Annotated in this window: 24 protein-coding genes; 10 read left to right on the top strand and 14 right to left on the bottom strand. The window is 72.4% G+C overall.

The genetic code is table 11. From position 1 onward, the window contains the following. From O3X23_RS33470 to O3X23_RS33455, 4 genes are all read right to left on the bottom strand, one after another. A partial coding sequence (locus O3X23_RS33470) for an AMP-binding protein (protein WP_269276215.1) occupies nucleotides 1–286 on the bottom strand: 286 nt, incomplete at its 3' end. Beyond that, complete coding sequence (locus tag O3X23_RS33465; RefSeq protein ID WP_269276214.1) at nucleotides 286–3,486, bottom strand: non-ribosomal peptide synthetase; 3,201 nt, start codon at nucleotides 3,484–3,486, stop codon at nucleotides 286–288. The genes O3X23_RS33470 and O3X23_RS33465, both read right to left, overlap by 1 nt. A gap of 195 nt (nucleotides 3,487–3,681) precedes the next feature. Further along, nucleotides 3,682–5,079: a non-ribosomal peptide synthetase gene (locus O3X23_RS33460; protein ID WP_269276213.1), complete on the bottom strand. Its 1,398-nt coding sequence runs from the start codon at nucleotides 5,077–5,079 to the stop codon at nucleotides 3,682–3,684. 89 nt (nucleotides 5,080–5,168) lie between these two features. Next, nucleotides 5,169–6,482: an MFS transporter gene (locus O3X23_RS33455; RefSeq protein ID WP_269276212.1), complete on the bottom strand. Its 1,314-nt coding sequence runs from the start codon at nucleotides 6,480–6,482 to the stop codon at nucleotides 5,169–5,171. A gap of 342 nt (nucleotides 6,483–6,824) precedes the next feature. Between O3X23_RS33455 and O3X23_RS33450 the strand changes: the two genes are divergently transcribed. Next, nucleotides 6,825–7,394: a gamma carbonic anhydrase family protein gene (locus tag O3X23_RS33450; protein ID WP_269276211.1), complete on the top strand. Its 570-nt coding sequence runs from the start codon at nucleotides 6,825–6,827 to the stop codon at nucleotides 7,392–7,394. 31 nt (nucleotides 7,395–7,425) lie between these two features. Here the strand turns inward: O3X23_RS33450 and O3X23_RS33445 are convergent, their stop codons facing one another. The 3 genes from O3X23_RS33445 to O3X23_RS33435 all read right to left on the bottom strand — a co-directional run bounded on the left by O3X23_RS33445 (nucleotide 7,426) and on the right by O3X23_RS33435 (nucleotide 9,146). Then, nucleotides 7,426–8,124 carry a DedA family protein gene (locus O3X23_RS33445; protein ID WP_269276210.1) on the bottom strand — a complete coding sequence of 233 codons (699 nt, stop codon included), beginning with the start codon at nucleotides 8,122–8,124 and terminating at the stop codon, nucleotides 7,426–7,428. Between the two features lie 114 nt (nucleotides 8,125–8,238). Then, nucleotides 8,239–8,598 carry a GNAT family N-acetyltransferase gene (locus O3X23_RS33440; RefSeq protein WP_269276209.1) on the bottom strand — a complete coding sequence of 120 codons (360 nt, stop codon included), beginning with the start codon at nucleotides 8,596–8,598 and terminating at the stop codon, nucleotides 8,239–8,241. 95 nt (nucleotides 8,599–8,693) lie between these two features. Beyond that, nucleotides 8,694–9,146, bottom strand: coding sequence for a DUF4442 domain-containing protein (locus O3X23_RS33435; protein ID WP_269276208.1), 453 nt, complete (start codon nucleotides 9,144–9,146; stop codon nucleotides 8,694–8,696). Nucleotides 9,147–9,271: 125 nt separating this feature from the next. Between O3X23_RS33435 and O3X23_RS33430 the strand changes: the two genes are divergently transcribed. Then, entirely contained in the window at nucleotides 9,272–10,324 is a 1,053-nt protein-coding gene (locus O3X23_RS33430) for a hypothetical protein (protein WP_269276207.1), read from the top strand. A gap of 79 nt (nucleotides 10,325–10,403) precedes the next feature. Beyond that, complete coding sequence (locus tag O3X23_RS33425; RefSeq protein ID WP_269276206.1) at nucleotides 10,404–11,771, top strand: MFS transporter; 1,368 nt, start codon at nucleotides 10,404–10,406, stop codon at nucleotides 11,769–11,771. Here the strand turns inward: O3X23_RS33425 and O3X23_RS33420 are convergent. The 4 genes from O3X23_RS33420 to tuf form a co-directional block, all read right to left on the bottom strand. Continuing rightward, nucleotides 11,711–12,559, bottom strand: coding sequence for a spermidine synthase (locus O3X23_RS33420; RefSeq protein WP_269276205.1), 849 nt, complete (start codon nucleotides 12,557–12,559; stop codon nucleotides 11,711–11,713). The genes O3X23_RS33425 and O3X23_RS33420 overlap by 61 nt on opposite strands. A 93-nt stretch (nucleotides 12,560–12,652) precedes the next feature. Further along, nucleotides 12,653–13,189 carry a patatin-like phospholipase family protein gene (locus O3X23_RS44025; RefSeq protein ID WP_331283978.1) on the bottom strand — a complete coding sequence of 179 codons (537 nt, stop codon included), beginning with the start codon at nucleotides 13,187–13,189 and terminating at the stop codon, nucleotides 12,653–12,655. Beyond that, nucleotides 13,081–13,431 (bottom strand): hypothetical protein, encoded by a 351-nt coding sequence (locus tag O3X23_RS44020; protein WP_331283979.1) that lies wholly within the window; start codon nucleotides 13,429–13,431, stop codon nucleotides 13,081–13,083. Before O3X23_RS44020 ends, O3X23_RS44025 begins: the two co-directional genes overlap by 109 nt. A 223-nt stretch (nucleotides 13,432–13,654) precedes the next feature. After that, the gene (gene tuf, locus O3X23_RS33410) at nucleotides 13,655–14,827 is read right to left on the bottom strand and encodes an elongation factor Tu (RefSeq protein ID WP_269276204.1); all 1,173 of its coding nucleotides are present in this window, start codon (nucleotides 14,825–14,827) and stop codon (nucleotides 13,655–13,657) included. Between the two features lie 633 nt (nucleotides 14,828–15,460). Here tuf and O3X23_RS44015 point away from each other — a divergent pair. Continuing rightward, complete coding sequence (locus O3X23_RS44015; RefSeq protein WP_331283977.1) at nucleotides 15,461–15,625, top strand: hypothetical protein; 165 nt, start codon at nucleotides 15,461–15,463, stop codon at nucleotides 15,623–15,625. Nucleotides 15,626–15,675: 50 nt separating this feature from the next. Here O3X23_RS44015 and O3X23_RS33400 read toward each other — a convergent pair whose 3' ends face one another. Beyond that, nucleotides 15,676–16,323, bottom strand: a complete 648-nt coding sequence (locus O3X23_RS33400; RefSeq protein ID WP_269276202.1) for a DUF6082 family protein — start codon at nucleotides 16,321–16,323, stop codon at nucleotides 15,676–15,678. Between the two features lie 460 nt (nucleotides 16,324–16,783). On the opposite strand from O3X23_RS33400, the gene O3X23_RS33395 reads away from it, so the two are divergent. The 4 genes from O3X23_RS33395 (at nucleotide 16,784) to O3X23_RS33380 (ending at nucleotide 19,571) form a co-directional block, all read left to right on the top strand. Continuing rightward, the gene (locus tag O3X23_RS33395) at nucleotides 16,784–17,491 is read left to right on the top strand and encodes a TVP38/TMEM64 family protein (RefSeq protein WP_269276201.1); all 708 of its coding nucleotides are present in this window, start codon (nucleotides 16,784–16,786) and stop codon (nucleotides 17,489–17,491) included. 55 nt (nucleotides 17,492–17,546) lie between these two features. Continuing rightward, complete coding sequence (locus O3X23_RS33390; protein ID WP_269276200.1) at nucleotides 17,547–18,428, top strand: undecaprenyl-diphosphate phosphatase; 882 nt, start codon at nucleotides 17,547–17,549, stop codon at nucleotides 18,426–18,428. A gap of 178 nt (nucleotides 18,429–18,606) precedes the next feature. Beyond that, entirely contained in the window at nucleotides 18,607–18,765 is a 159-nt protein-coding gene (locus O3X23_RS33385; RefSeq protein ID WP_269276199.1) for a hypothetical protein, read from the top strand. Nucleotides 18,766–19,103: 338 nt separating this feature from the next. Further along, a complete protein-coding gene (locus tag O3X23_RS33380; RefSeq protein WP_269276198.1) occupies nucleotides 19,104–19,571 on the top strand; it encodes a PPOX class F420-dependent oxidoreductase in 468 nt (155 codons plus the stop codon). Between the two features lie 73 nt (nucleotides 19,572–19,644). Here O3X23_RS33380 and O3X23_RS33375 read toward each other — a convergent pair whose 3' ends face one another. Both O3X23_RS33375 and O3X23_RS33370 read right to left on the bottom strand, forming a co-directional pair. Next, nucleotides 19,645–20,508 carry a pentapeptide repeat-containing protein gene (locus O3X23_RS33375; RefSeq protein WP_443048056.1) on the bottom strand — a complete coding sequence of 288 codons (864 nt, stop codon included), beginning with the start codon at nucleotides 20,506–20,508 and terminating at the stop codon, nucleotides 19,645–19,647. Nucleotides 20,509–20,916: 408 nt separating this feature from the next. Beyond that, the gene (locus tag O3X23_RS33370; protein WP_443048057.1) at nucleotides 20,917–21,606 is read right to left on the bottom strand and encodes an HAD family hydrolase; all 690 of its coding nucleotides are present in this window, start codon (nucleotides 21,604–21,606) and stop codon (nucleotides 20,917–20,919) included. A gap of 128 nt (nucleotides 21,607–21,734) precedes the next feature. Between O3X23_RS33370 and O3X23_RS33365 the strand changes: the two genes are divergently transcribed. Beyond that, nucleotides 21,735–21,893, top strand: coding sequence for a hypothetical protein (locus O3X23_RS33365; RefSeq protein WP_269276196.1), 159 nt, complete (start codon nucleotides 21,735–21,737; stop codon nucleotides 21,891–21,893). A gap of 333 nt (nucleotides 21,894–22,226) precedes the next feature. Continuing rightward, nucleotides 22,227–22,973: a hypothetical protein gene (locus O3X23_RS33360; protein WP_269276195.1), complete on the top strand. Its 747-nt coding sequence runs from the start codon at nucleotides 22,227–22,229 to the stop codon at nucleotides 22,971–22,973. Nucleotides 22,974–23,001 lie beyond the last annotated feature (28 nt).

The following is a 23,001-nucleotide window of genomic DNA, read 5'->3' as shown; positions in this document are numbered from 1 at the left end:
GTGCGATCGCGGTGGCGACCAGGGCGGCGGAACGGTCGAGGCAGACGCCGACGATGTCGCCGGGACGCACCCGGCCGCCGAGTGCGTCGATCAGCGCGTCGGCCGCCTCGTCCACCTGCCGGTAGCTCCACGTGCGGGCGCCGTCCACCACGGCGGGGGCCTGCGGGGAGCGGCGTACCCACTCCTCGTAACGGGAGAGCACGGCGGACGCGGCGGACCCGGGCAGGGCCGCGCCGTGGGCGACGCTCAACAGAGTCTTCGTATCGCTGGTCAGGGTGTTCATCATCACGACTCCTTCGGCGTGGACGCGGCGGACGCGGCGAGGGACAGGGGGTCGAGCAGACCCAGGGCGTGGGCCTGGTCGGCCAGGACCGGGTTGCGGAAGAGCAGCCGCAGCGGCGGCCGGTCGCCGAGCCGCGGTTCCAGCCAGGCCGCCAACTGCGCGGCGAGCACGGAGTGCCCGCCGATCTGGAAGAAGTGCGAGGACGCGGTGAACCGGCGGTGGCCCAGCACCTCGCCCCAGCCCTCGGCGAGCAGCGCCAGCGCCGGGTCGGCGGCGAACGCGGTCGGGTCCAGGTCCGCGGCGGCCTCCTCGGCGGGCGCCGCGGGCTCCAGCGCGGCGGCCAGCCGGGCCAGCGCGACCCGGTCGGGCTTGCCGCCGGCCAGCGTCGGCATGGTGTCCAGCCGCGCCCACCGGCCCGGCACGAGCGCGCCCGGCAGCCGGTGGCTCAGCCCGACGTGCAACCTCTGCTCGTCCCACGGCTCCGGTTCGTCGGTGCTCTCCAGGAAGCCGACCAGCCGGGGTCCGCCGGCCGCCTCGCGGTCCAGGACGACCGCGCAGGACCGGCCGCCGAGCACGGCCGAGGCGGCGGCCTCCACCTCTTCCAACTCGATGCGGTAGCCGCGCAGTTTGACCTGGTTGTCCCGCCGTCCGAGGAAGTGCAGCAGCCCGTCGCGGTCCCGGTAGCCGAGGTCGCCGGTGAGGTAGACCCGCTCACCGCCCAGCGCAGGGATCGTCACGAACCGGGCCGCGGTCGCGTCCGGGTTGCCGAGGTATCCCTCGGCCAGCCCGGCCCCGGCGACGGCCAGTTCGCCGACCGCTCCGGCGGGCAGCGGACGTCGTGCCGTGTCCAGGACGTGGATCCGCTCGCCGGGCAGCTCGGTGCCGAGGGGGATCTCGGCGCCGTCCGCCAGGCCGTCGCGGGTGATCTCGTGCACGGTGGAGCTGATCGCGGCCTCGGTCACGCCGTAGACGTTGAGCACGGCGGCGTCGGTGTCGGTGAGGAAGGAGCGCAGCGCGTCGGCCGGGATGCGCTCGCCGCCGAGCACCAGCAGTCGCGGCGCCCAGCGGCGGTCGCGCAGCACGTCCCGCAGCTCCGCACGGGTGGCGAGGAAGTAGCTGGTGGGCAGGTTCGCGACAGTGACGCGGGCAGCGGCCAGCAGCTCGGCGAGCTCGGCGCCGGTAGGCACCTCACGCTCCGGTACGACCAGGCAGGCACCGGCGTACAGCGACGGAAGGACCTCTTCGAGGGCCACGTCGAAGGACGGCTGGGCGAAGAGCAGCACCCGGTCACCGGCCGCCAGTGCGAACCGGTCCGCCGCACCGGTCAGGTGGTTCTCCAGCGCTGCCCGGCCGACCGCCACGGGCTTGGGTATGCCGGTCGATCCGGAGGTGTGGATGATGTACGCCGCCCCACCGGGCACCATCGCGGCCGGGCGGGCGGCCGGATAGGAGTCGGCGTCGAGCGCGGTCGCCGGCAGGCCCGCGGGCAGCGTCACTCCCGCGGCGGCGGAGGTGAGCACGAGTGCCGGCTCCAGCCGGTTCAGCAGCAGTTCCAGCCGGGACCGCGGGTCGGACGGCGACAGCGGGCAGTACACCGCGCCGGTCCGCAGGCAGGCCAGCAGCGCCACCACCGAGTCGGCGCCGCGCGGCAGGACGACGGCGACCGGCCGGCCGGCCGTCACTCCCGCCGCGAGCATCCGCCGCGCGACCGCGGTGACCTGCTCGTCGAGGTCCCCGTAGGTGAGTCGGCGGGCGCCGATCAGCAGGGCGGGCAGCGCGGGGTCGTGGGCGGCGGCCGGATCGAGCGAATCCGGGCCTTCGGACGCGACGGGCACGGCCGGCACCGGCCGCGCGGCGGGCGCCGGGAGCGCGAGGTCGGCGAGCACGGTGCCGGGAGCGTCCAGATAGGCGCGCAGCAGGTCGAGGAAGCGCTCGGTGAGCAGCTTCGCGGTGTCCTCGCCGAAGAGGTCGACGTCGTAGTCCCACACCAGGGTCATGCCCCGGGCCCCGTGCCGTGGGCTGACGCCTCGCCGGTCGTCCGGGAGCAGCACGACGTCGAGGTCGAAGCGGGTGGTGCCGGTGTTGAACCCCTCGAAGAGCGTGATGTCGAGGCCGGGCACGTCGATCTCGGGCAGTGGGGCGTCGTGCGCGCTGAACATGACGCTGAACAGCGGGTTGTCCGCTCCCGAGGTGTGCAGGCCCAGGGCGCGGGTCAGCTCCTGGACCGGTACCTCCTGGTGCGGCAGGGCGCGGAAGAGGGTGTCGGTCACCTCGTCCATGGTGTCCTCGGCCGGGGCCGCCGGGTCCAGCCGCAACCGCAGCGGGATCGTGTTGACGAACATGCCCACGGCGTTCTCGAAGCCGCGCGGGCGGTTGCCGACGGCGGTGCCGACGACCATCTGTTCGCGGCCGCTGTGCCGGCGCAGCAGTTCGGCGAACAGCCCGAGCAGCGTGGAGAACGGGGTCAGCCCGCGCTCCACGGTGTGGGCGCGCAGCCGCTCGGTCAGGTCCGCGCCGATCGACTGGCGCAACTGCCCGCCGTGGTGCCGGCGTCGTGCCCCAGGCCGGGTCAGACCGGGCAGCGGCATGTCGAAGGAGGCGTCGCGCAGTTCGGCCGCCCAGTACTCCAGGCTCGACCGCCGCTCCGCGAGCGCCCGGTCGTCGTCCGCGTCGAGGGCGCGCACGTGGTCGACGTAGGAGGTGGTGGGCGGCAGGACCGGCGTCTCCCCCAGGACGTGGGCGCGGTAGACGGTGAAGACGTCGCGCAGCAGGATCGCGAACGAGTGCCCGTCGTGGATCAGGTGGTGCTCGACGTGGATGAGCCGGTGCTGGTCGTCGGCGAGCCGGGCCAGCGTCCAGCGCAGCAGCGGCGCCTCGTACGTGTCGAGCGGGGTCTCCGCCTCCGTGCGGAGCAGCCGCGCGAACGCGGCCTCCGGGTCCGCCTCCCCACTCAGGTCCACGGTGCGCAGCCGGGGCTCGCACAGGTCGGCTTCCCGCTGCACGGGCATCGCGCCGGGGACGGCCACGAGTTCCAGCCGCAGTCCCGGGTGGCGGTCGAGGGCCGCGGCCAGTCCGCGGCGCAGTGCCTCGGTGTCCAGCGTGCCCCACAGGTCGAGGGAGGCGGTGAAGTTGTAGGCGCGGCTGCCCGGCTGCACTTGCTCGTGCAGCCAGACGATCTCCTGCGACGGAGAAAGGGGGAGCATCGGCGATCCCTGGGGTTGTCGGGTCGGGGTCTCGGGTGGGGGCGGAGGCACGGTCGTGCCGGTCGTGCTCCCGCACACGGTCAGCCGGCCGGTCCGCGGATCACGCGGGCCGGTCGGGGTGAGTCGGGACATGGCGGTTCTCGACGTCATGGTTAAGGGCGTTACGGATGGTGCGACGGGGCGGACCCTGCTCCGTCAGCCGACGGGCGCGGAGGCCGGGACGGCGGCGGTCACGGGGCCCGGGGTGGTCACCGGTTCCGGCGCCGGAGCGCGCACCGCGTCGCGGAAGGCGGCGAAGCCGTCCCGGGCCGCGTCGTCGTCGAGCACCGCGCGGTCCCACACCATCCGCAGGTGGAGTTCGGGTCCGTGGGTGACCGAGACCGCGAACGGGGCGCGCACCTGACGGCCGCCGATGTGGACCTCGCGGCCGTCCACCCCGCCCAGCCGCAGCGCGGGACGGCGCCGGGCGTCGTCCACCGTCAGCAGTCCGTCCAGTCGGCCGGACCACGGGGAGCCGGCCAAGCGGGCGGCGTGCACCACTGCGTCGAAGGGGGTGTCGGCCCGGTCCAGGTCGTCCCACCACTGGGTGGCCGTCTCGTCCGGCGCGTGCGGGACGTCGACGGTCGCGGCCGGGAAGACCACCGTGTTGAGGAAGCAGCCGAGTACCGGCGGTGCGCCGGGCGGGCGGCCACCCCACGGGTAGCCGATCGGCATCACCTGCCCGGACCCGTACAGCACCCGGGCCGCGGCCCGGCAGGCGTCGAGCAGGGCGGGGAACGCAACGCCGGAGGCGGGCGCGGGCAGCCGCAGTTCGGCGGCGCCGGTGGGCAGCGCGCCGGGGACGGCCGTCGGTGGCCGGAGCTGCGGGGCCCGTTCGTGCACCGCGCGCAGCCGGTCGCCCCAGTACGCCAGCGCGCCGGCGGACCCCGCGCGGCGTTCGGCGTCGAGCTGCAGGTGCACCGCTTCGCGGTAGGCGGCCAGTTCCGCGGCCACCTCACCGGGCTCCGGTCCCGCGAACTCCCGTCCCGTGGACTCCGGTCCTGTGGATCCCCGGCCCGTGGACTCCGTCTCGTCGCGGTAGGCGGCGGTCAGTTCCTCGACGATGCGCGCGAGGGACTGGCCGTCGCACGCGGTGTGGTCCAGGACGACGGCGAGCACCTCGTCGCCGGTCGCCGATCCTTCCTGGACCAGGTACAGCCGCAGCGGCGAGCCCTGCGCCTCCCAGGCGCCCAGGACCCGGCGCAGCGCGCCGGCCGCGTCCTCACCGGGGGCGCGGACGACCTGTTCCACCGGCACGTCCGGCTCCGCGAGGCGGAGCACGGGGGTGCCGCGCACCACGTCCGGGCGGGCGCGCAGCACGGGGTGCAGGGCGGCGAGCCGGTTCGCGGCTCGGCGCAGCCGCACCGGATCCACGGTGTCGGCGGGGAAGGCGAAGAACATCGGGACGAGGTCGGGCCGTCCCGAGGGGTCCAGGGAACGCACCAGGACGAAGCGCCGCTGGGCGCCGGTGACGGGCAGGAGCGAGGTACCGCCGTCGTCGGCGGCGATGCGCTGGTAGCGGTCCAGGTACTGGTCCGTGATGGTGCGGGGCACGTGATCCTCTCTGACGTGGCAGGGCGGGGCGGGACGTGGCAGGGCAGCGGGGGCGTGCCGGGTCGAGGTGTGCGGGTGCGGGCGGCCGGTCAGCCGACGGAGGCGGACTCGGTGCGGCCGTCGGGACCGCCGGCGACCACGTCGTCGATGTCGTGCGGGGCGGGCGGCAGATCACGCATCCCGCGCAGTGGGGACAGCAGCAGGCGCAGCGGTACGACGAGGAATCCGACCGCGCAGACCCACAGCGCGGCGCGTGCCCCGAAGGCGTCGGCCACGGCGCCGCCCACCAGGGCGCCGAGCGGCAGCGTGCCCCACACCAGGAAGCGCAGGGTGGCGTTCATCCGCCCCAGGAGCCGGGGCGGGCAGAGGGTCTGCCGGAAGCTCACCTGGGCGATGTTGTAGACGACCGCTCCGAAGGAGACGGCTCCGGAGCCGACGGCGAACAGGACGGCGGCGGCTCCGTGCCCCGACAGCGGCCACAGCAGCGCGAACGGGCCGGTCACCAGGGCGGACAGCCAGATCACACGGGCCTGGCCGAGGCGGGTGGCCAGCCTGCCGGCGCAGAGCGCACCGGCGAGTCCGCCGGCGGCGGACGCGGAGAGCATCAGGCCGATGGCGGCCGGCTGCAGGCCGATCACCCGCACCAGGAAGATGGTCTGTGTGGCCATCAGCATCGCGGTGAAGAAGTTGGAGAGGCCCGTGGAGGCCGCGATGACGCGCAGCAGCCGGTAGCCGAGCACGAAGCGCAGTCCCTCACCGATCTCCTGGCGCAGTGACGCGCCGGGCACCGGCTCCGGCTTGCTCTCCGGCTTGTCGATGCGGGCGAGGAACAGCCCGGAAACGACGTAGCCGATCGCGTCGGCCCCGATCGCCAGGTGCGCGCCGACGAGCTGTACCAGCCCGCCGCCGAGGCCGGGCCCGGTGACCTGGGCCGAGGAGCGGATGGTCTCCAGGGCTCCGTTTCCCGCCATCAGCCGCTCTCTGGGCAGGAGTTCGGGCAGGTAGCTCTGGTGGGCCACGTCGAAGAAGACGGTTGCCGCGCCGGTGACGAGGGCGACGACGTACAACTGCAGCATCGTCAGGACGTCGAAGACGGCGGCCAGCGGAACGCTCGCCATGGCCAGGGCCCGCACCGCGTCGGCGCGGATCATCAGCGACCGCTTGCGCATCCGGTCGACCAGTGCCCCCGCGGGCAGGCCGATCAGCAGGAACGCGGCGGTCTCCGCGGCGGTGAGCAGCCCCACCTGGAAGGCGGGCGCCTTGAGTTCGAGGACCGCCACCAGGGGCAGCGCGACCAGGGTGACCTGGGCGCCGACCTGGCCGGCCGCGGCGCCGGCGAGCAGCAGGCGGAAGTCGCGCATGCGCAGCAGACCGCTCGACGCGGTTCGGGGTAAAGGGGACATGTGCCAGACCTTCACCGCAAACGCCGTCACCCGTCAAAGCGCAAAGAACACTTTCGGTCGAATCTTTTGCAGTACCTCCACTAAATCAGCAAATCTTCCGCCAGATCCGGGCAACCTCGGGATGAACTATGCACGTTGGCGCCCTGGGGCGACAGGATCACCCGGCCCCCGCACGGCCGGGGCCGGGTGATCACCGGTAGCGCGCCAGGAATCGCACCTCTGACCGAAAACAGTCCCCGCGCTCTTTCGATGCCTTATGCACTTACCAACCCGTCGACAGGACCGGGCCGTCATATACGGTGCTGGTCGACGGCGAAGGCGCGGATGCGAGGGCGGGACGACATGGCGGAGCGGGCACTGATAGTCGAGTTGGCGGGACTCAAGCCCCAGGTGGATCCGGCGGCGTTCACCGCGCCCACCTCGGTCGTCCTCGGCGACGTCACGATGGCGGCGGGCTCCAGCGCCTGGTACCACGCCGTCCTGCGCGGCGACTGCGAGTCGATCAGCATCGGCGCCGACAGCAACATCCAGGACAACTGCTCGGTGCACGCGGACCTCGGGTTCCCCGTGGTCGTCGGCGCGCGGGTCTCGGTGGGCCACAACGCGGTGCTGCACGGCTGCACCATCGAGGACGACGTCCTGATCGGCATGGGCGCCACGGTCCTGAACGGCGCGCACATCGGCGCCGGCTCGCTGGTCGCCGCGGCCGCGCTCGTACCTCAGGGGATGCGCGTGCCGCCGGGCTCGCTGGTGGCCGGGGTCCCGGCCAAGGTGCGGCGCGAGCTGACCGCGGAGGAGCGCGAGTCGGTGCTGTTGAACGCCGCGGGCTACGTGGAGCTGTCCCGCGCCCACCGCGCGGCCTTCGAGCCGGGCGTGGACGGAACGTCGGGAGCACCGGCCGACGAGGCCTGAGCCGGGTCCTTCCGGTACCCGGCCCGCCGCGTCACTCGCCCGCGGGCGCCGCCAGGGATTCCGCCGTGCCGCTCACCGGGGCGTCCGGCGTGTCCGCCGCGTTCACGGTCTCCGCGCTCTCGGCCGTCGCCTGCGCCTTGGCAGCACGGCGCTGGACGAAGAGGAACGAGCCGATGCCGAACAGCACGGCCGCCGCCAGCCCGAAGTAGCCGAACCGCTTGATCCACGGTTCCGCCACGACGCCGACGTTGTAGATGACGGCGGTGGTGCCGCCCGCCCAGACGACGCCGCCGAGGGCGTTGGCGATCAGGAACTTCCAGTACGGCATCTTCAGGACGCCGGCCAGCGGCCCGGCGAAGATCCGCAGCAGTGCGACGAAGCGGCCGAAGAAGACCGCCCACATCCCCCAGCGCTCGAACGACCGCTCGGCGGTGGCGACATGCCCGGGCGAGAAGTGCTTGGGGAACCTCCGGCCGAGCTTCTCCAGCAGCGGTTTACCGCCCTTGCGGCCGATCGAGTACCCGATGGAGTCACCGATCACCGCGCCCGCGATCGCACACGCTCCGACGATCCACGGGTTGATCGTCCCCTGTGAGGACATCAGTGCCGCGGTGACGAGGACGATCTCGCCGGGAAGCGGGATGCCCAGGCTCTCGATCCCGATGACCAGCCCGACCACGATGTAGACGGCGAGCGGGTCGATCGCCTCGATCCATTCCTGCACGTGCACTGCCGAGTCCTCCCCTGGACACCAAGCGGACCGTGTGCCGAGGCGCACGTCAGTGAAGCCTAACCGAACGGTTCCGGACGGCCGTCCGGTCGGCGGGCCGCCCCCCGGGCGGTGTCACCACATGTCGGGGTCGGCCGACAGCCGCTCCTTCGCGCGATCGGTCAGCGCGGGATCAGGCTGCGGCGCGCGGTCGGAGTGCTTGACGGACCAGGCCGCCACGTACGGGCACAGCGGGACGACGGACCGGCTCTCGGAGGCGGCCAGATCGTACAGCGCCCCGGCGAGCGCGCCCGCGACACCCTCCCCCTGATGGTCCGGCTCGACCACCGTGTGCACGGCCACCAGCGCGCTGCCTGCGCCGGTCCCGTCGTCGTCCAGCACGAAATAGTCGATCCGGCCGAGCAGTTCGTCCCCGGCCCATGCACCCAGGCGGCCCGCCGCCCGGTCGTCCCGAATGTCCCTACCGTTGTCCATGCCGTCCATCATGCGCGATGGGGCGCCGGGGGCGCGGCACCGGCGGGGACCGGGGCGCGGGGGGGCGGACAGCGCCGCCCCGCGCCCGGAGCAGGTCAGCGGTTGAGGCGCAGCGTCCAGATGATGCTCATCTCGCCGGTGACCGCGCCGTCCTCGCGGCGGATCGTGACGCGGACGGGGAACTCCGGGCGCTCGCCCGCGTCGAGTTCGGCGACGACGTCCGCGGCGGGGCGGCCGAGCTCGGCGGTGGCCGTGACCGGGCCCATCGCGAGCTTCGCGTAGGCGATCTCCGCGCGCACCGCGAGCGGCACGGCGCGGGAGAGCTGGTCGCCGAAGGCGCTCAGCACGATCGCACCGCTGGCGGACTCGGCCAGGGTGAACATGGCGCCGGCGTGCGGGCCGCCGACGTGGTTGTGGAAGTCGGGCTGGTCGGGGAGCGTGACGACGGCACGCTCCGCGCTGGTCTCCCCGAACTGCAGGTTCAGGGTGCGGACCATGGGCACGGTGGCCGCAAGCAGTTCGCCGGTCGAAGGCAGGGTCTCGGACATGCCTGGATGTTACCAGCGAGTAGCAATCCTGCCCAGGGCATCCCCGGCACCCCTCGGAGATATTACCGACCAGTAATGAGGGGCGGCGTGGAACCACGCGCCCGCACCCCCTAGTGTTTCTGGCCATGTGGCCAGGAGAGCAGCAGCCCGGGGGACAGCAGAACCCACAGGGGCAGTACCCGCAGGACCCGAATCAGCAACCGCCGTACCAGGCGCCGTCGCCCTACCAGACGCCGTCCCCGTACCAGACACCCGGCTACGGCTATCCGCAGCAGGCGCCGCAGCAGCCGCAGTACCAGCAGCCCGGCCCGCCCCCGCAGTGGGGTCCGCCCACCATGCCCGGCGGCCCCGGCCCGGGCGGCCCGCCGCCCGGCAACCGCAGGAACACGACGATCATCGTGTCGATCGTCGCCGCCGTGGCGGTGATCGCGGCCGTGGTCGTCGGCGGCGTCTACCTGACCGGCGACGACAAGGACAGCAACGTCGCCGACCCGAGCAAGAGCCCGACCGTCTCGCAGAGCGCCACGCCGACCCCCACTCCCACCGCCTCGGACAGCGCGGCGGCCGCGGCCGGCGGGACCGGCGACGACTCGCGCGGCGACCCCAGCGCCGTCGAGATCAAGCCAGTGGTCCCGGGCTGGCAGGTCGTCCGGCGCACCGAGCGCAACGTCGCCTTCGACGTGCCGGCGAACTGGACGCTGGGCAGCGAGGGCACCCTCATCGGCTTCGAGGACAAGGGCAAGCCCGCCGTCACCATGGGCGCGCCCGCCTTCTACAAAGAGAACTGGTGCGACAAGGACGAGCGCGCCGCGGTGGGCACGAAGGGCGCCAACGGCGCCAAGAGCGTCCAGGAGGCCGCCGAGGTCCAGGCCGAGTCATGGGCGTACTGGGGATACCAGGAGGACGGCAAGGTCACCGTCGCCAAGACGAGCGCCAAGCCGTTCAGCAACGCGCACGGCATCACCGGCTTCTCCTCCTCCGCGACCGCCAAGAACGTGCCCAAGAAGAACAAGTGCACGTCCGACGGCGTCGTCTACACGGTCGCCTGGGTGGACTCCAACAAGGCCCTGACCGTCTGGGTGCTGTACGCCGACCGCGGCGCGGGCGTCAGTGACGGCCTGCCCGACGCGACCATCACCACCATCATGGGCAGCATCCGCGAGCTGAAGAAGAAGTGAGCTCCGACGGCGGTGGGCCGGACGGGCCCACCGCCGAAACCCGGTGGCACCGCGGCGCACCTGCCGCGATAGTCGGCAGGTGACTCCCGACGCCGCACCCCGGCCCCTTCGCCGGCCTCCCCGACTGCCCTCCTGGGCCGGACGCAACTTCCAGTTGCTCACCGCGGCGTCGGTCATCACCAGCCTCGGCAACTCCGGGGCCCTCATCGCGGCGGCCTTCGCGGTCATCGAGTCCGGCGGCAGCGCCACCGACGTCGGACTCGTGGCCGCTGCCCGCACGCTCCCGCTGGTGGTCTTCCTGCTCATCGGCGGAGCACTCGCCGACCGGCTGCCCCGCAACCAGGTGATGGTCGCGGCCAACGTGCTCAACTCCGCCTCCCAGGCGGTCTTCGCCACTCTGATCATCTCGGGGCACGCGCAGCTGTGGCAGATGGCCGCGCTCACCGCGGTCGGCGGCACCGCGCACGCGTTCTTCTCCCCCGCCTCCGAGGGCATGCTGCTGGCCACCGTCGACCCGGCCCACGCCAACAAGGCCTTCTCGGTCTTCCGGGTGGGCATGAACGGGGCCAACATCGGCGGCGCGGCGCTCGGCGGAGCCCTGGTCGCCGCCATCGGACCCGGCTGGGTCCTCGCCGTCGACGCGGCGGCCTTCGCCGTCGCGGCGTCGCTGCGCTCGTTCCTCACCAGCACCGGGAACGTGCGCTCCGAGCCCGGCGGGGGCATGCTGCGCGACCTGGGCGACGGCTGGCGCGAGTTCGCCTCCCGACGCTGGCTGTGGGGCATCGTCGTGCAGTTCTCCGTCGTCAACGCCGTCTTCACCGCCTCCGAGGCCGTTTACGGGCCACTGGTCTCCGACGAACGCCTCGGCGGCGCCGGGCCCTGGGGCCTGGCGCTGGCGGCGTTCGGCGCGGGCACGGTGGGCGGCGGCGTGCTGATGATGCGCTGGAAGCCGCGCCGCCTGCTGCTGGCCGGCACGCTCAGCATCTTCGCGCTGGCGCTGCCGCCCGCCGCCCTGGCCCTGGTACTGCCCGCGGCCGGTCTTGCGGCACTGATGTTCGTGACCGGCGTCGGGGTGGAGGTCTTCGCGGTCGGCTGGATGCTCGCCCTGCACCAGGAGATCCCCGGCGACAAGCTGTCGCGGGTCTCCTCGTACGACTGGTTCGGGTCGGTCGCCATGGTGCCGGTCGCCACCGCGCTCGCCGGGCCCGCCATGAACACGCTCGGCCGGCCGGCCGCCCTGTGGGGCTGCTCCGGGCTCGTCGTACTGCTCACCGGCGCGGTGCTCCTGCTGCCCGAGGTCCGCCAACTGACCCGCCGCGAGACCTCCCCCGTCGCCCAGGCCGCACCCACCCCGGTCCCCGTGGCCGTCACCGCCCTCGGGGCGGCTCAGCCGACGGCGAAGGCGCCGTCCGGCGGCTCGGGCGACGGCACCGCCGTCGCGTCGTAGACCGGGGACGCCCCGGCCGCGAGCCGGGCGAGGGCGTTCCCGTCGACGACCCGGGCAGGGAACGCGTCGGCCGCCGCCAGGCGGGCGAGCCGGTCCAGCGGGAGCGGGTCGTGCGACGCCAGCAGCACCGCGTTGCCGAAGCGCCGGCCGCGCAGCATCCCCGGCTCCGCGATCACACAGAGGTGCTCGAAGACCTCGCGCACGGTGGCGATCTGGGAGCCGAGGAACACGAACGGCGCAGTGTCGGCGAGATTGGCCAGATACAGGCCGCCCTCCGCACGCACCACGGACGCGGCCGACCGCAGGAACTCCACCGTCGTCAGATGCGCCGGCACCCGCGAGCCGCCGAACACGTCCGCGACCAGGACGTCGGCACTGTCGGGCGCCGCCCGCTCCAGCCAGCCGCGCGCGTCCTCGGTGTGCACCACGACCGCCGGATCCTCCAACGGCAGGTGCTCCGCCACCAGCGCCACCAGACCCCGGTCGGCCTCCACCACGTCCTGCCGCGACCCCGGACGGGTCACCGACATCCGGCGCGGCAGCGTCAGCGCGCCCCCGCCGAGGTGCACCACGTCCAGCGGACGGCCCTCGTCGAAGACCGCGTCCACGGCATGGGCCAGCCGCCGCACGTACTCGAACTCCAGGTACGCCGGATCGTCGAGGTCCACGTACGACTGGGGTGCGCCGTCAACGGTGAGCAGCCAGGCCCGCGCCCGGTCCACGTCGGGCAGCAGCTTGGCGGTGCCGAAGTCGACGGCACGGGTCACCGGTATCGGTTCTGGATCCACCGCGCCATTGTCGCAACCCGCAAGCACTCCGGGCACCGACTCGAACCGGACGGGTCGGCCGGATGTGTCAGCGGAACGGGTCAGCCGAACGGGTCAGCCGCTCCACACCTTGCGGACCTGCTCGGCGTGCGCGGCGCTCTGCGCGCGCCCGGCCCGCGCGGCGCCGGCCCGCCGCGCCGGATCGAGCACGTTGCGCCCGAACGCGGTCCGTGACGCCCGGTCCGGAGTGATCAGCGCCACCTGTGCGCCGGCCGCCGTCAGCGCGGCGGCCTGCGTCCGGGGCGCCGGGACCGGGCCGCCGCCACGGGTGACCGGCGCGAGGACCACCACCCGCTCGTACCCCTCCGCGAGGTCGGCGTTGGCGCTGGACCGCACGCCGCCGGCGATCCAGCGCCGCCCTCCGGCGGTGATCGGCGGCCAGACCCCGGGCACGGCGCAGCTCGCGCTCACCGCGTCGACGACCCCGATGCCCGTGGTGCTGTCGAAGACGGTGAACTCGCCGTTCTCCGCGTCCACCGCGGTCACCAGCAGCCGCTGTTCCGGCCAGTCGTGCGAGACCAGCCGCCCGGCGATGGCGGCGCGCCGCTCCGCCTCGGGGGCGGTGCGCGCGGTACGCGCGATGTGGCCCATGCGCAGGAGATAGGCCTGCGTGTCCTGGGAGCGTGCCGCGGCCCAGATGTACCGGGAGATGAGCCGGCCGCTGATCCGGGCGACGGCCTCCCCCGCGGGTCGACGAGCTGGCGCTCGTACAGCTCCTCGACCCCCAGCCGGCCGGAGGTGAGCTGCGCTCCGACGATGGACCCCGCGGAGGTGCCGACGACCAGATCGGCCGTGCCGAGGTCCACCCCGGCCTCCGCGAGACCGGCGATCATGCCGATCTCCCATCCGACGCCGGTCAGTCCGCCGCCGCCCAGTACCAGCGCTGTGCCCTTCATGCCCAGGATCCTCTCGCCACGGGCCGCGCCTGGGGCGGCTCCTGGGAACAGTTGAGGAGCAGTGTGCCGTGTGCGCCGCGCGACGAACAGACGACGGGCCGTGTCCCCGCACCGAATGGTGCGGGGAACACGGATCCGGACGCCCGCCGGCCGGTACAGGTCAGCCGTCGACGGAGGTGACGGTCCCCGCGCCGACCGTCCTGCCGCCCTCGCGGATCGCGAAGCCGAGCCCGACCTCGAGCGGTACGGGCCGGCCCAGCTCCACCGTCATCTCGGCGGTGTCACCCGGCAGCGCGATCCCGGCAGCGCCGAGGTCCACGTCCCCGACCACGTCCGCGGTGCGGATGTAGAACTGCGGCCGGTAGCCGGTGGAGACCGGGGTGCGGCGACCGCCCTCGGCGGCCGGCACCACGTACACCCGCGCGGCGAACCGGGTGCTCTGCGTCACGCTGCCCGGCGCCGCCACGATGTGGCCGCGCCGCACGATGTCCCGCTGCACCCCGCGCAGCAGCAGCGCGACGTTGTCGCCCGCCTGCGCGGACTCCATCGGCTTGCCGAAGGTCTCCAGACCCGTCACGACCGAGGCGGTGTCCGCGCCGAGGACCTCGACCCGGTCGCCGACCCGTACGGTGCCGCGCTCGACGGCGCCCGTGACGACCGTCCCGCGCCCGGTGATGGTCAGCACGTTCTCCACCGGGAGCAGGAACGGGGCGTCGGTGTAGCGCACCGGTATCGGCACCTGGGTGTCGACGGCGTCCAGCAGCTCTCCGACCGCCGCCGTCCAGCGCGGGTCGCCCTCCAGCGCCCGCAGCCCCGACACCCGCACCACCGCGGCCGACTCCCCCGGATACCCGTGCGCGCTGAGCAGGTCGCGGACCTCCAGCTCGACGAGGTCGGTCAGCTCCGGGTCGCCCGCGTCGGCCTTGTTGAGGGCCACCACGATGTGCTCGACCCCCACCTGACGGGCGAGCAGCACGTGTTCGGCGGTCTGCGGCATCACGCCGTCGAGCGCCGAGACGACCAGGATCGCCCCGTCGAGCTGGGCCGCGCCGGTGATCATGTTCTTCACATAGTCGGCGTGACCGGGCATGTCCACGTGCGCGTAGTGCCGGGTGGCGGTCTCGTACTCGACGTGCGAGATGGTGATCGTGATCCCGCGGGCGGCCTCCTCCGGCGCCCGGTCGATCCGGTCGAACGGCACGAAGGTGCCGGTCCCCCGCTCCGCGAGCACCTTGGTGATCGCGGCGGTCAGCGTCGTCTTGCCGTGGTCGACGTGGCCCATCGTGCCGATGTTGAGGTGCGGCTTGGTGCGCAAGTATGCCGTCTTGGACATGGGTGGTTCGCTTCTTCCTCGGAACTCTGCGCGCGACGGCACCACGGCGCGGCCTGGCGGCCGGATGACGTGGTGAGCGCGCACGGGAACGCGGGGACCCCCTGGGCCGTACCGACCCTCCCCCTGCGGGGTCCGCCGGAATGTCCGGGGAGGGTCAGCTTCGGGCGCCGTCGAGGAACGAAGCGAGGGCAGCCTCCAGCGCGTCCGCGACTGCGGACGTATCTGCGAAGGCATACCGGTTCATGCCGTTGATGATCCGTCACCGCCCGCCCGGCCGTCGAACGGTTTTCCGCCCACAGGCTGCGGCTTTACCAACTTGGGGCGCGTCGGCCTCGCCAACACATGGCAACTCACGGTAATCATGCGGTAGCTTTCACCGTCTCGCGCCGGGCTACGGGGGCACAGGCCACCGCCTGGCTCTCGGACTCCGGCCTGCCATCACCCGGTTGGCCCGCACCACCCTGCGCGCCCTCCGGTCGTCGCCCATCCCCGCGACCCCGCACGACACCTACGATCAACGATATGTCATGCCCATACCAATTTAGTCGGAGTGGTCACGCAGTGAACGTTGTACGGCGCCTGGGCGATTCGCCACGGGTTCGGGGATGCCTGAACGAGACCAACTGCCCGGATGTGTTCGAACTGAGCACCGGTGACTTCGCCGTGATCGGGGAGGCGATGACCGACCAGTTGCGCCATCTGCTGCCCGACGACGCGGGCGTGGGACCCGACGAGCGCGTCGTGGTGATCCCGCGCGATGTTCTCGTCAGGGCTCGCCGGGACATTCCCGAGGAATAGCGGACGGACGCCGAACGAGGGTGGGTGGCAGCGGCCACTCACCCTCGGCCTCATCCGTTCCTGCGCAGCGGAATCGTGGTGAGTGCCGCCGCGTACGCACGCTCGACTATCTCGGAGAATTCCGCCTCGGCCGTGCCCGGCGGAATTTCCTGGGCCCGCGAGACGCGCAGGCTCTCCCAGAACTCCCGCCAGAGCCGGCTGGCGAACAGGTGTTGGAAGGAGCCTTCGATGTGGGCGGTCGTGTAGCCGGTCTCATAGGCCAGCAGGTGCAACGACAGCACCTGGTTCATGTACAAGTACTGCTTGTTCCGCAGATCCGATCCGTCGGAACTGTAGGACGGCCAGGTGACCGCCAGATCGGGGTCGTCCATCGCCATGCGGTGCAGCGACATGTGAAGACCGCGCATCAGGGCCTCAGAAGTGCGGTGGAGTTCACCGTTGGCCCGCCCACTGACCTGGCACTGCTCCTGCAGGGCGTCCTGCTGGGTCCGCAGCGCCTCGCGGTGCAATTCCACCTCGCGATGCTGTACCCGTATGGCTCCGGCCATATAAATGAGCACCGCGGTGGAGCTCACCGCCGACGCGGCACCCAGCGCCTGACCCGCGTTACTGCTGGTTTCGCTCTGGAGCCACGGAATATGAACGAGCAGCAGGCTGAGCGCGACGCACGAGCAACAGGCCGCCACGGTCGCGGCCATGGCGAGAGCTATCTGCTTGGCGCGAGTGTTCACCGATATCTCACCCCCCGGAATCGGAACGCCGACCCATGGCGGATTCCTTGGGAATCAGTATCCTCGGGCCGGGTGCCGCGACCAGAAGACCATGCGGACGCCCGCCTTCCCCATCGCCCGCGCCGCCATGACGGCCCGGGCGTCGGTGCGGCTCCTGGGGCCCCTGCGTCGCGGTGCGTCGGGTGCGTCCCTCCCGGTTCGGGCCCGGACCGGATACGCGGTCGCACGAGCTGTACCGGCCGGTAGCCCCGATCCGCGCCACGCTTCCGTGCGACCGCCGTGCGCCCCCGCATCGGAGGACCGGCCACTCGCGTGACGACCGGGGTGCCCATGGTTCCTCCGTCGCGGGCCACCGGGTGCCGTCGGCGGGCAGTGCGCGGACCCCCGCTCGCTCCACGCGTTCACCCGGCTCGGTTAGGCTCCCTGGATGCTCGACCGCCTCCCGACGTCCGACGGCCCCGCCGTGCGGTGCACCCGTGCGCTGCTCTCGCCGTGGGCCCGGCTGGCTCTGCTGGCCGCGCTGCTGATGGGCGCGGCCACGGCCGTCCTGCTCTGGCAGCCGCAGCACCTGATCATGGACGGGTGGCCCCAGCTGTCGGGCGGCGCCGCGGTGGTGCTCTACGGGGCCGCGTACGGGGTGTGCGCGTTCGCGTTCGTGCCCCGCCCGCTGCTCAACGTCGCGGCCGGCGCGCTGTTCGGGACGCAGGGCGGGCTGGTCTCCTCGCTGGCCGGCACCGTCCTGGGCGCCGGGCTGTCCTTCTGTCTGGGCCGCCTCCTGGGCCGCGATGCGCTCAGACCCCTGCTGCGCGGGCGCCTGATCACCTCGGTGGACCGGCAGTTGAGCCGGCACGGCTTTCGCAGCATGCTCGCGATCCGGCTCTTCCCCGGCGTGCCCTTCGCCGCCGCCAACTACTCGGCGGCCGTCTCCCACATGCGCCTGGGGCCGTTCCTGCTGGCCACCGCGCTCGGGAGCATTCCCAACACGACCGCGTACGTCATAGCGGGCAGCCGCGCGTCGTCACCGACCTCACCGGCCTTCCTGCTGGCCATGGGGTTCATCGCGATGACCGGCCTGGGAGCGCTCCTGGTCGCCGTCCGGGCCCGCCGTTCCCGGAACTCCAGGTCGTCCGGCTGACGTTCCCGCGCCGCCTTCCACCGCCCGACGATCACAAGGACCTGTGCCACCGCCCATGAGCTGGTTCGAATCCATCATTCTCGGCCTCGTCCAGGGGCTGACCGAGTTCCTCCCGATCTCGTCCAGCGCCCATCTGCGCCTCACCGCGGCCTTCGCGGGATGGCAGGACCCCGGCGCCGCCTTCACCGCGATCACCCAGATCGGCACCGAGTCCGCGGTCATCATCTACTTCCGCAAGGACATCGGCCGGATCATCTCCACCTGGGCCCGCTCGCTGGTCGACCGGCGGCTGCGCACCGAGGCCGACGCCCGCATGGGCTGGCTGGTGATCGTCGGCAGCATCCCCATCGGCGTGCTCGGGCTGCTCTTCCAGGACGCCATCAACGGCCCCTTCCGCGATCTGCGCCTGATCGCCACCACCCTGATCGTCATGGGCGTGATCCTCGGCATCGCCGACCGCCTCGCCGCCCGCGGCGGCCCCGCCGACCAGGGCGGCCGGCACCGCGCCGCACCGCCCCGCAAGACGCTGCACGACCTCACCACCCGCGACGGCCTGATCTACGGCCTCTGCCAGGCGATGGCCCTGGTCCCCGGCGTCTCCCGGTCCGGTGCCACCATCAGCGGCGGCCTCTTCCTCGGCTACACCCGCGAAGCCGCCGCCCGCTACTCCTTCCTGCTCGCCATCCCCGCCGTCCTGGCGTCCGGGGTCTTCGAGCTGAAGGACGTCGGAGGTGACTCACATCTCGCCTGGGGACCGACGATCCTCGCCACGGTCATCGCGTTCGGCGTCGGGTACGCCGTCATCGCCTGGTTCATGCGCTACATCTCCACCAAGAGCTTCATGCCCTTCGTCATCTACCGCGTCCTGCTCGGCATCGTGCTCTTCGCACTGGTGGCGGCCGGTGTGGTGGACGCCCGGGCAGCGGTCTTCGAGTGACCGGAGCCGCGGTCTCCGAGTGACCGGAGCCACCCGGTCCGCGCCGCACCGGCCGCTCGGTCCACCGCCGGCAGGGGATCGCCCCCGACCGGGCCACCTTCCGCAGCGTGACCATTCGCACACGCCGTTCCGCCCGTATTGGTCGTAGCCGCCAGCGGCGCCCCGTAATCTGTCCGGTATGCAAGCAACACCCGTGGCTGAGGCGAACGACGCCCTCCGTGCCTACCTTCACGCGCACGGTTCCCGTGCCTGGACCCCGGCCGAGCTCGCCGAGCTCGAGCGCCTGCGGTCCGCGTTCCTGGCAGCGCAGCGCGCCCATTACCGGAAAGCCGCGTAGCGGCTGACCTTCCCGCCGGGCCCGCCGTTCACCGGCCGCCCCGCACCCGACGACCGTCCCGCCGCCCGCACCGCAAACCGGTGCGGGCGGCTTCTGTCTGTGGGGCACCGTCCGTTGGCGGCTCTTCGGCCACGTCGGCGCAGGCCGCGTTTGCAGCGTGTGCCGCGTGAGCCGCGTATGCCGCGTGAACCGCTTGGCCCATCGGCGGCCCCTTTGACGACCCCGCGCATCCGGCACATCCTTGACCCGTGCCGCTCGTTGAGCTGATCAAGGGAGGTCTGGACCACAGGACCTCCCCCGACGACGAGCCTCCGTACGCCACGAGTTGGGGAGTACCCATGACCGACGAGAACGGCGGCCCGGCCCCCCGGGTCATGACGGACGACGCGCTCTCCGCCCTGCTCGCGGCGCACCAGTTCGGGATCCTGGCCACCAACAAGCGCAGTGGGCACCCGCATCTGACGACCATGCTCTACCACTGGGATCCCGAGGCGCGGATCGTCCGTTTCTCGACCACCGCCGACCGGGTCAAGGTGCGCCACCTCAGGAACGACGCACGGGCCGCGCTGCACGTCTCCAGCGAGGACCACTGGTCGTTCTCCGTCGCGGAGGGCGAGGCCGAGGTATCCGAGACCACGACCGAGCCGGGCGACGCCGTCGGGCGCGAGCTGCTCGCCATGCTGCCGGCGTCTGCCCACCTGGCGGACGAGGAGCCGTTCCTGGCCCAACTCGTAGCGGAGCAGCGGCTCGTCATCCGGTTGAAGGTCAACCGGCTCTACGGCACCGCCCTCGACGTGACCGGCTAGGGGACCGGGACGGACGGGGACCGGGACGGGCGGGGAAGGCGGAACGGGTTGCGAGGGCAGCCCGCGGCGGGTTCTACCAGCGCTCCGGGTGACGCAGCGCGGGCGGCAGCTTCGTCCCGGCATCCCCGCGCGCCGCGTCCAGTTGGGACTGGATGAGGAAGACGGCCCCGGTGAGGTCGGCGCCGCGCAGATCGGCGTCCCGGAAGTCGGCGCCGATCACGTCGGCCATCCTCAGGTCGGCGCCCGACAGATCCGCACCGATGAGGTAGGCCCCGCGCAGGTTGGCACCCCTCAGGTCGGCGCCCTTGAGCCTGGCACCGATGAGGTCGGCCCCCCTGTGGTCCTTCTTCTTGCCCCTCACCTCGGCACGGACGAGTTCACCGGCCCGCAGCAGCAGGGCGTTGACGTCCCGCCGGTGCGCCGGAACGTCCAGCTCCATGAGGAGTTCGGGGTTGTAGCGGGTAAGGCGTTCGGTCTCCCGCAGCGCGGCGTCGAGCTCGGCGTGCAAGGAGCGGGCCGGCCGCAGCGTCAGCGCCTCGGTCAGGTACCAGAGCAGCTCGTGCAGGTCCCGCATGACGGGGAAGACCCGGAACATCTGCTGCGCCGTTCGCGGCGCCTGCCGCCAGTCCTCGCCGCCGAAGGTGACCTGCGAGACCTTCTGCCCGGCGCCGAAGCAGTCGTAGACGGTGCAGCCGCGAAAACCCTTGTCCCGGAGGCGGGTGTGGATGCCGCAGCGGGAGTCCCGCTGCAGGTTGGGACAGGCCTGGCCGGAGTTCTTGTCGATCGCGAAGTCGACCGAGGCGGAGAAGGCCGGCACCACACAGCACAGCGCGAAGCAGCTGGTGCAGTCGGCCCGCAGGGCGGCCGGGCCGCCCTCGGACTCGGGCGATGCACCTGGCTGCGGCTCGGCCGGGGTACGTGCGCGGTTCTCAGACAACGGGCTCGGTCTCCTGTACGAAGCAACCGTGCCGCGCTCGCCCGCCGGCACATCGCAGCAGGGCTGAGTCCGGCACTCTCACCCCGCACTTTATCGAACCTCCTCCGACACGGTGAGGACGGTGGCGACCCGGGAGACCCCCGTCACACCGGCCGGGGAACGCGGGCGCGCCCTCCACGCCGCCATCGCGCCCTTTGCACCAGTGAACTACAGACCGAACATACGTACTTGAGTGCATCGAATATTCGAATCGTCGAGTCCGGATATCCAGCTCCCGGAAATCGCACGTCACCCACCGCTCAACGGCATGAGTCCGCTGTGATCCTGCCCAAGGGGTACCGCCCCATAATCGCGGCCCGGCCATGTCGATTTCCGAATGCAGCTCCTTCCTTCGTGGCCGCCTGACGGCTACTGGAACGTGGGCGAGAGGGAGGCGGGGCCCGTCTCGGGGGATTCCGATCGCGCACCCTGCTGAGAGACGATCGCGGTGAGTTCCGTCAGCGAACCGATGCGCCAGTCGGCCCGGGCCACCGTCTGCGGATCTTCCGCCCACAGATGTCCCCACGGTCCGCGCCGCAGATGCGCGACCAACAGCCCGTGGTCCTTCGCCGGGAGGACGTCGTGGGCCGGATGGTCCCCGACGTACACGATCTCGTGCGGTTCCGCCCGCGCCAACTCCACGACCCGGGCGAAGAATTCCGGGCTGGGCTTGGCCACACCCCACTCCTCGGACGTCACGATCGCGTCGACGGGCAGGTCCAGGCCCTGCAGCAGCTCGCCCGCGCGTACCGATTGATTGCCCGCGACCAGCACGCGGATTCCGAGCTTCCGCAATCCGCCGAGCGCCGGACGCACATCCGGGTAGAGGTCGGATTCGTCGAGGAACTCGCCGCGACCGGCGGTACGACGGGCCGCGTGCGCGGCCGGAAGGTCGAGCCCGGGACGAATGAGCCGCAACGCGTCGGCCTCGTCGCGGCCCTGTGACACCACCGCGCCCACCAGGGCGGACATCGTGTGCCGTGGAATACCGAGCCAGTCGGCCCAGGACTCCCAGTACCGGGTATCGCTGATGAGTGTCTCGCCGATATCGAACACCATTGCCTCGATCACCCCGTCAGCGTACGAGGGTTCCGGACGGGCCCGGAATGCCGCGCCGTCCCGAGGTCGCATATGCCGTTCCTGGCAGCTGGATTCCGATTGCCGCACAGGACCCATAGTCTTATCGCATGCGCGGCACACTCTCGACCCATGCGAATGATCGACTGCGCGCCTATGTCCAGGCGCACGGCGACCGATCCTGGACCCCCGCCGAACTCAAAGAACTCGCCCGCCTCCGGGACACCTATCTGACGGCGCGCCGCGCCGAACGCGCGAGCGCCGCGTAACCCCTGTTCCGCCCGACCCTTCGCGGCTTCCCCGACCGACGCCTTCCCGACCGGCCCCTTCCGACCGACCCTTTCCCGACTTCCCTCGGCCATTCACCGCCGGGCGGTATCCGCGCGCCCCGGTCGTCCGCCGAGTGCCTACTCCCCCGGGCGTAGCCCAGGTGCCTTCGGCCGGACGACGACACCCGGACATCCGCTCGGGACTCTTGGGGCATGGAGATCCCGCGAGCGGTACCGCCCCAGCCGGACCCTGCGACACGCGCGCGCACCGAGGAAGCGCCGCTCGCGAGGTGGCGGAGTGAGGTGTGCCGGAGGGAGGCGTGGCGACGTGAGGTGTGGCGAACCGCACGGAGCAGCGAGCGGCTCTGTTACGCGACGGGCGCCGCTCTCGTCGCCTCCGGCCTGGTGCACCTGGGGGTGTTCGCCGTGGACGGAGGGCCGTGGGAGGGGCCGGTCTCCTGGCGGAAGCCCTTCACGTTCGGGCTCTCCTTCGGCCTGACACTGATCGCGGTCGCCTGGGTGACGTCGTATCTGCAGATGGGGGCGCGCACCCGCGCCGTGCTGCTCACCCTGTTCGCGGCCGACTGCGTGCTGGAGGTCGGCGGCATCACACTCCAGGCGTGGCGCCGGGTGCCGTCGCACTTCAACATGGAGTCGCCCGTCAACACCCTGGTGTCCATGTCGCTGGCCGTCGGCGGTGCGCTGCTCGTCGTGATCCTGTCCGCGTTCGCCGTCATCTCGTTCACCCGGCGGCCCCAGGGGCCGGCCGGGATGCCGCTCGCGCTGCGCACGGGTTTCGCCGTCCTGCTCATCGGACTCCTGTCGGGGGCCGCGATGATCGCGCGCGGCGTCATCCTGACCCGCACCGGCCACCAGGCCGCCGGCTACCGCAGCACCGCCTCCGTCAAGCCCCTGCACGGTGTCAGCCTGCACGCCATCCTGGTCCTGCCTGTGCTGGCCTGGCTGTTGACGTTGACCTCCTGGAGTCCGCGGGCCCGCTACCAGGCGGTGGTCGCGGCAACCGGGTGTTACGCGGCGGCCGTCGTCGGCGCCCTGGTGTGGGCGGTCCTCACGTACTGAGGGCTCCGTGCCGGGCGCCCGGCGGGTC

The sequence above is a fragment of the Streptomyces sp. H39-S7 genome (genome assembly GCF_027158205.1).
Lineage (GTDB): Bacteria > Actinomycetota > Actinomycetes > Streptomycetales > Streptomycetaceae > Actinacidiphila.
This window is presented reverse-complemented; position numbering and strand designations above follow the sequence as displayed.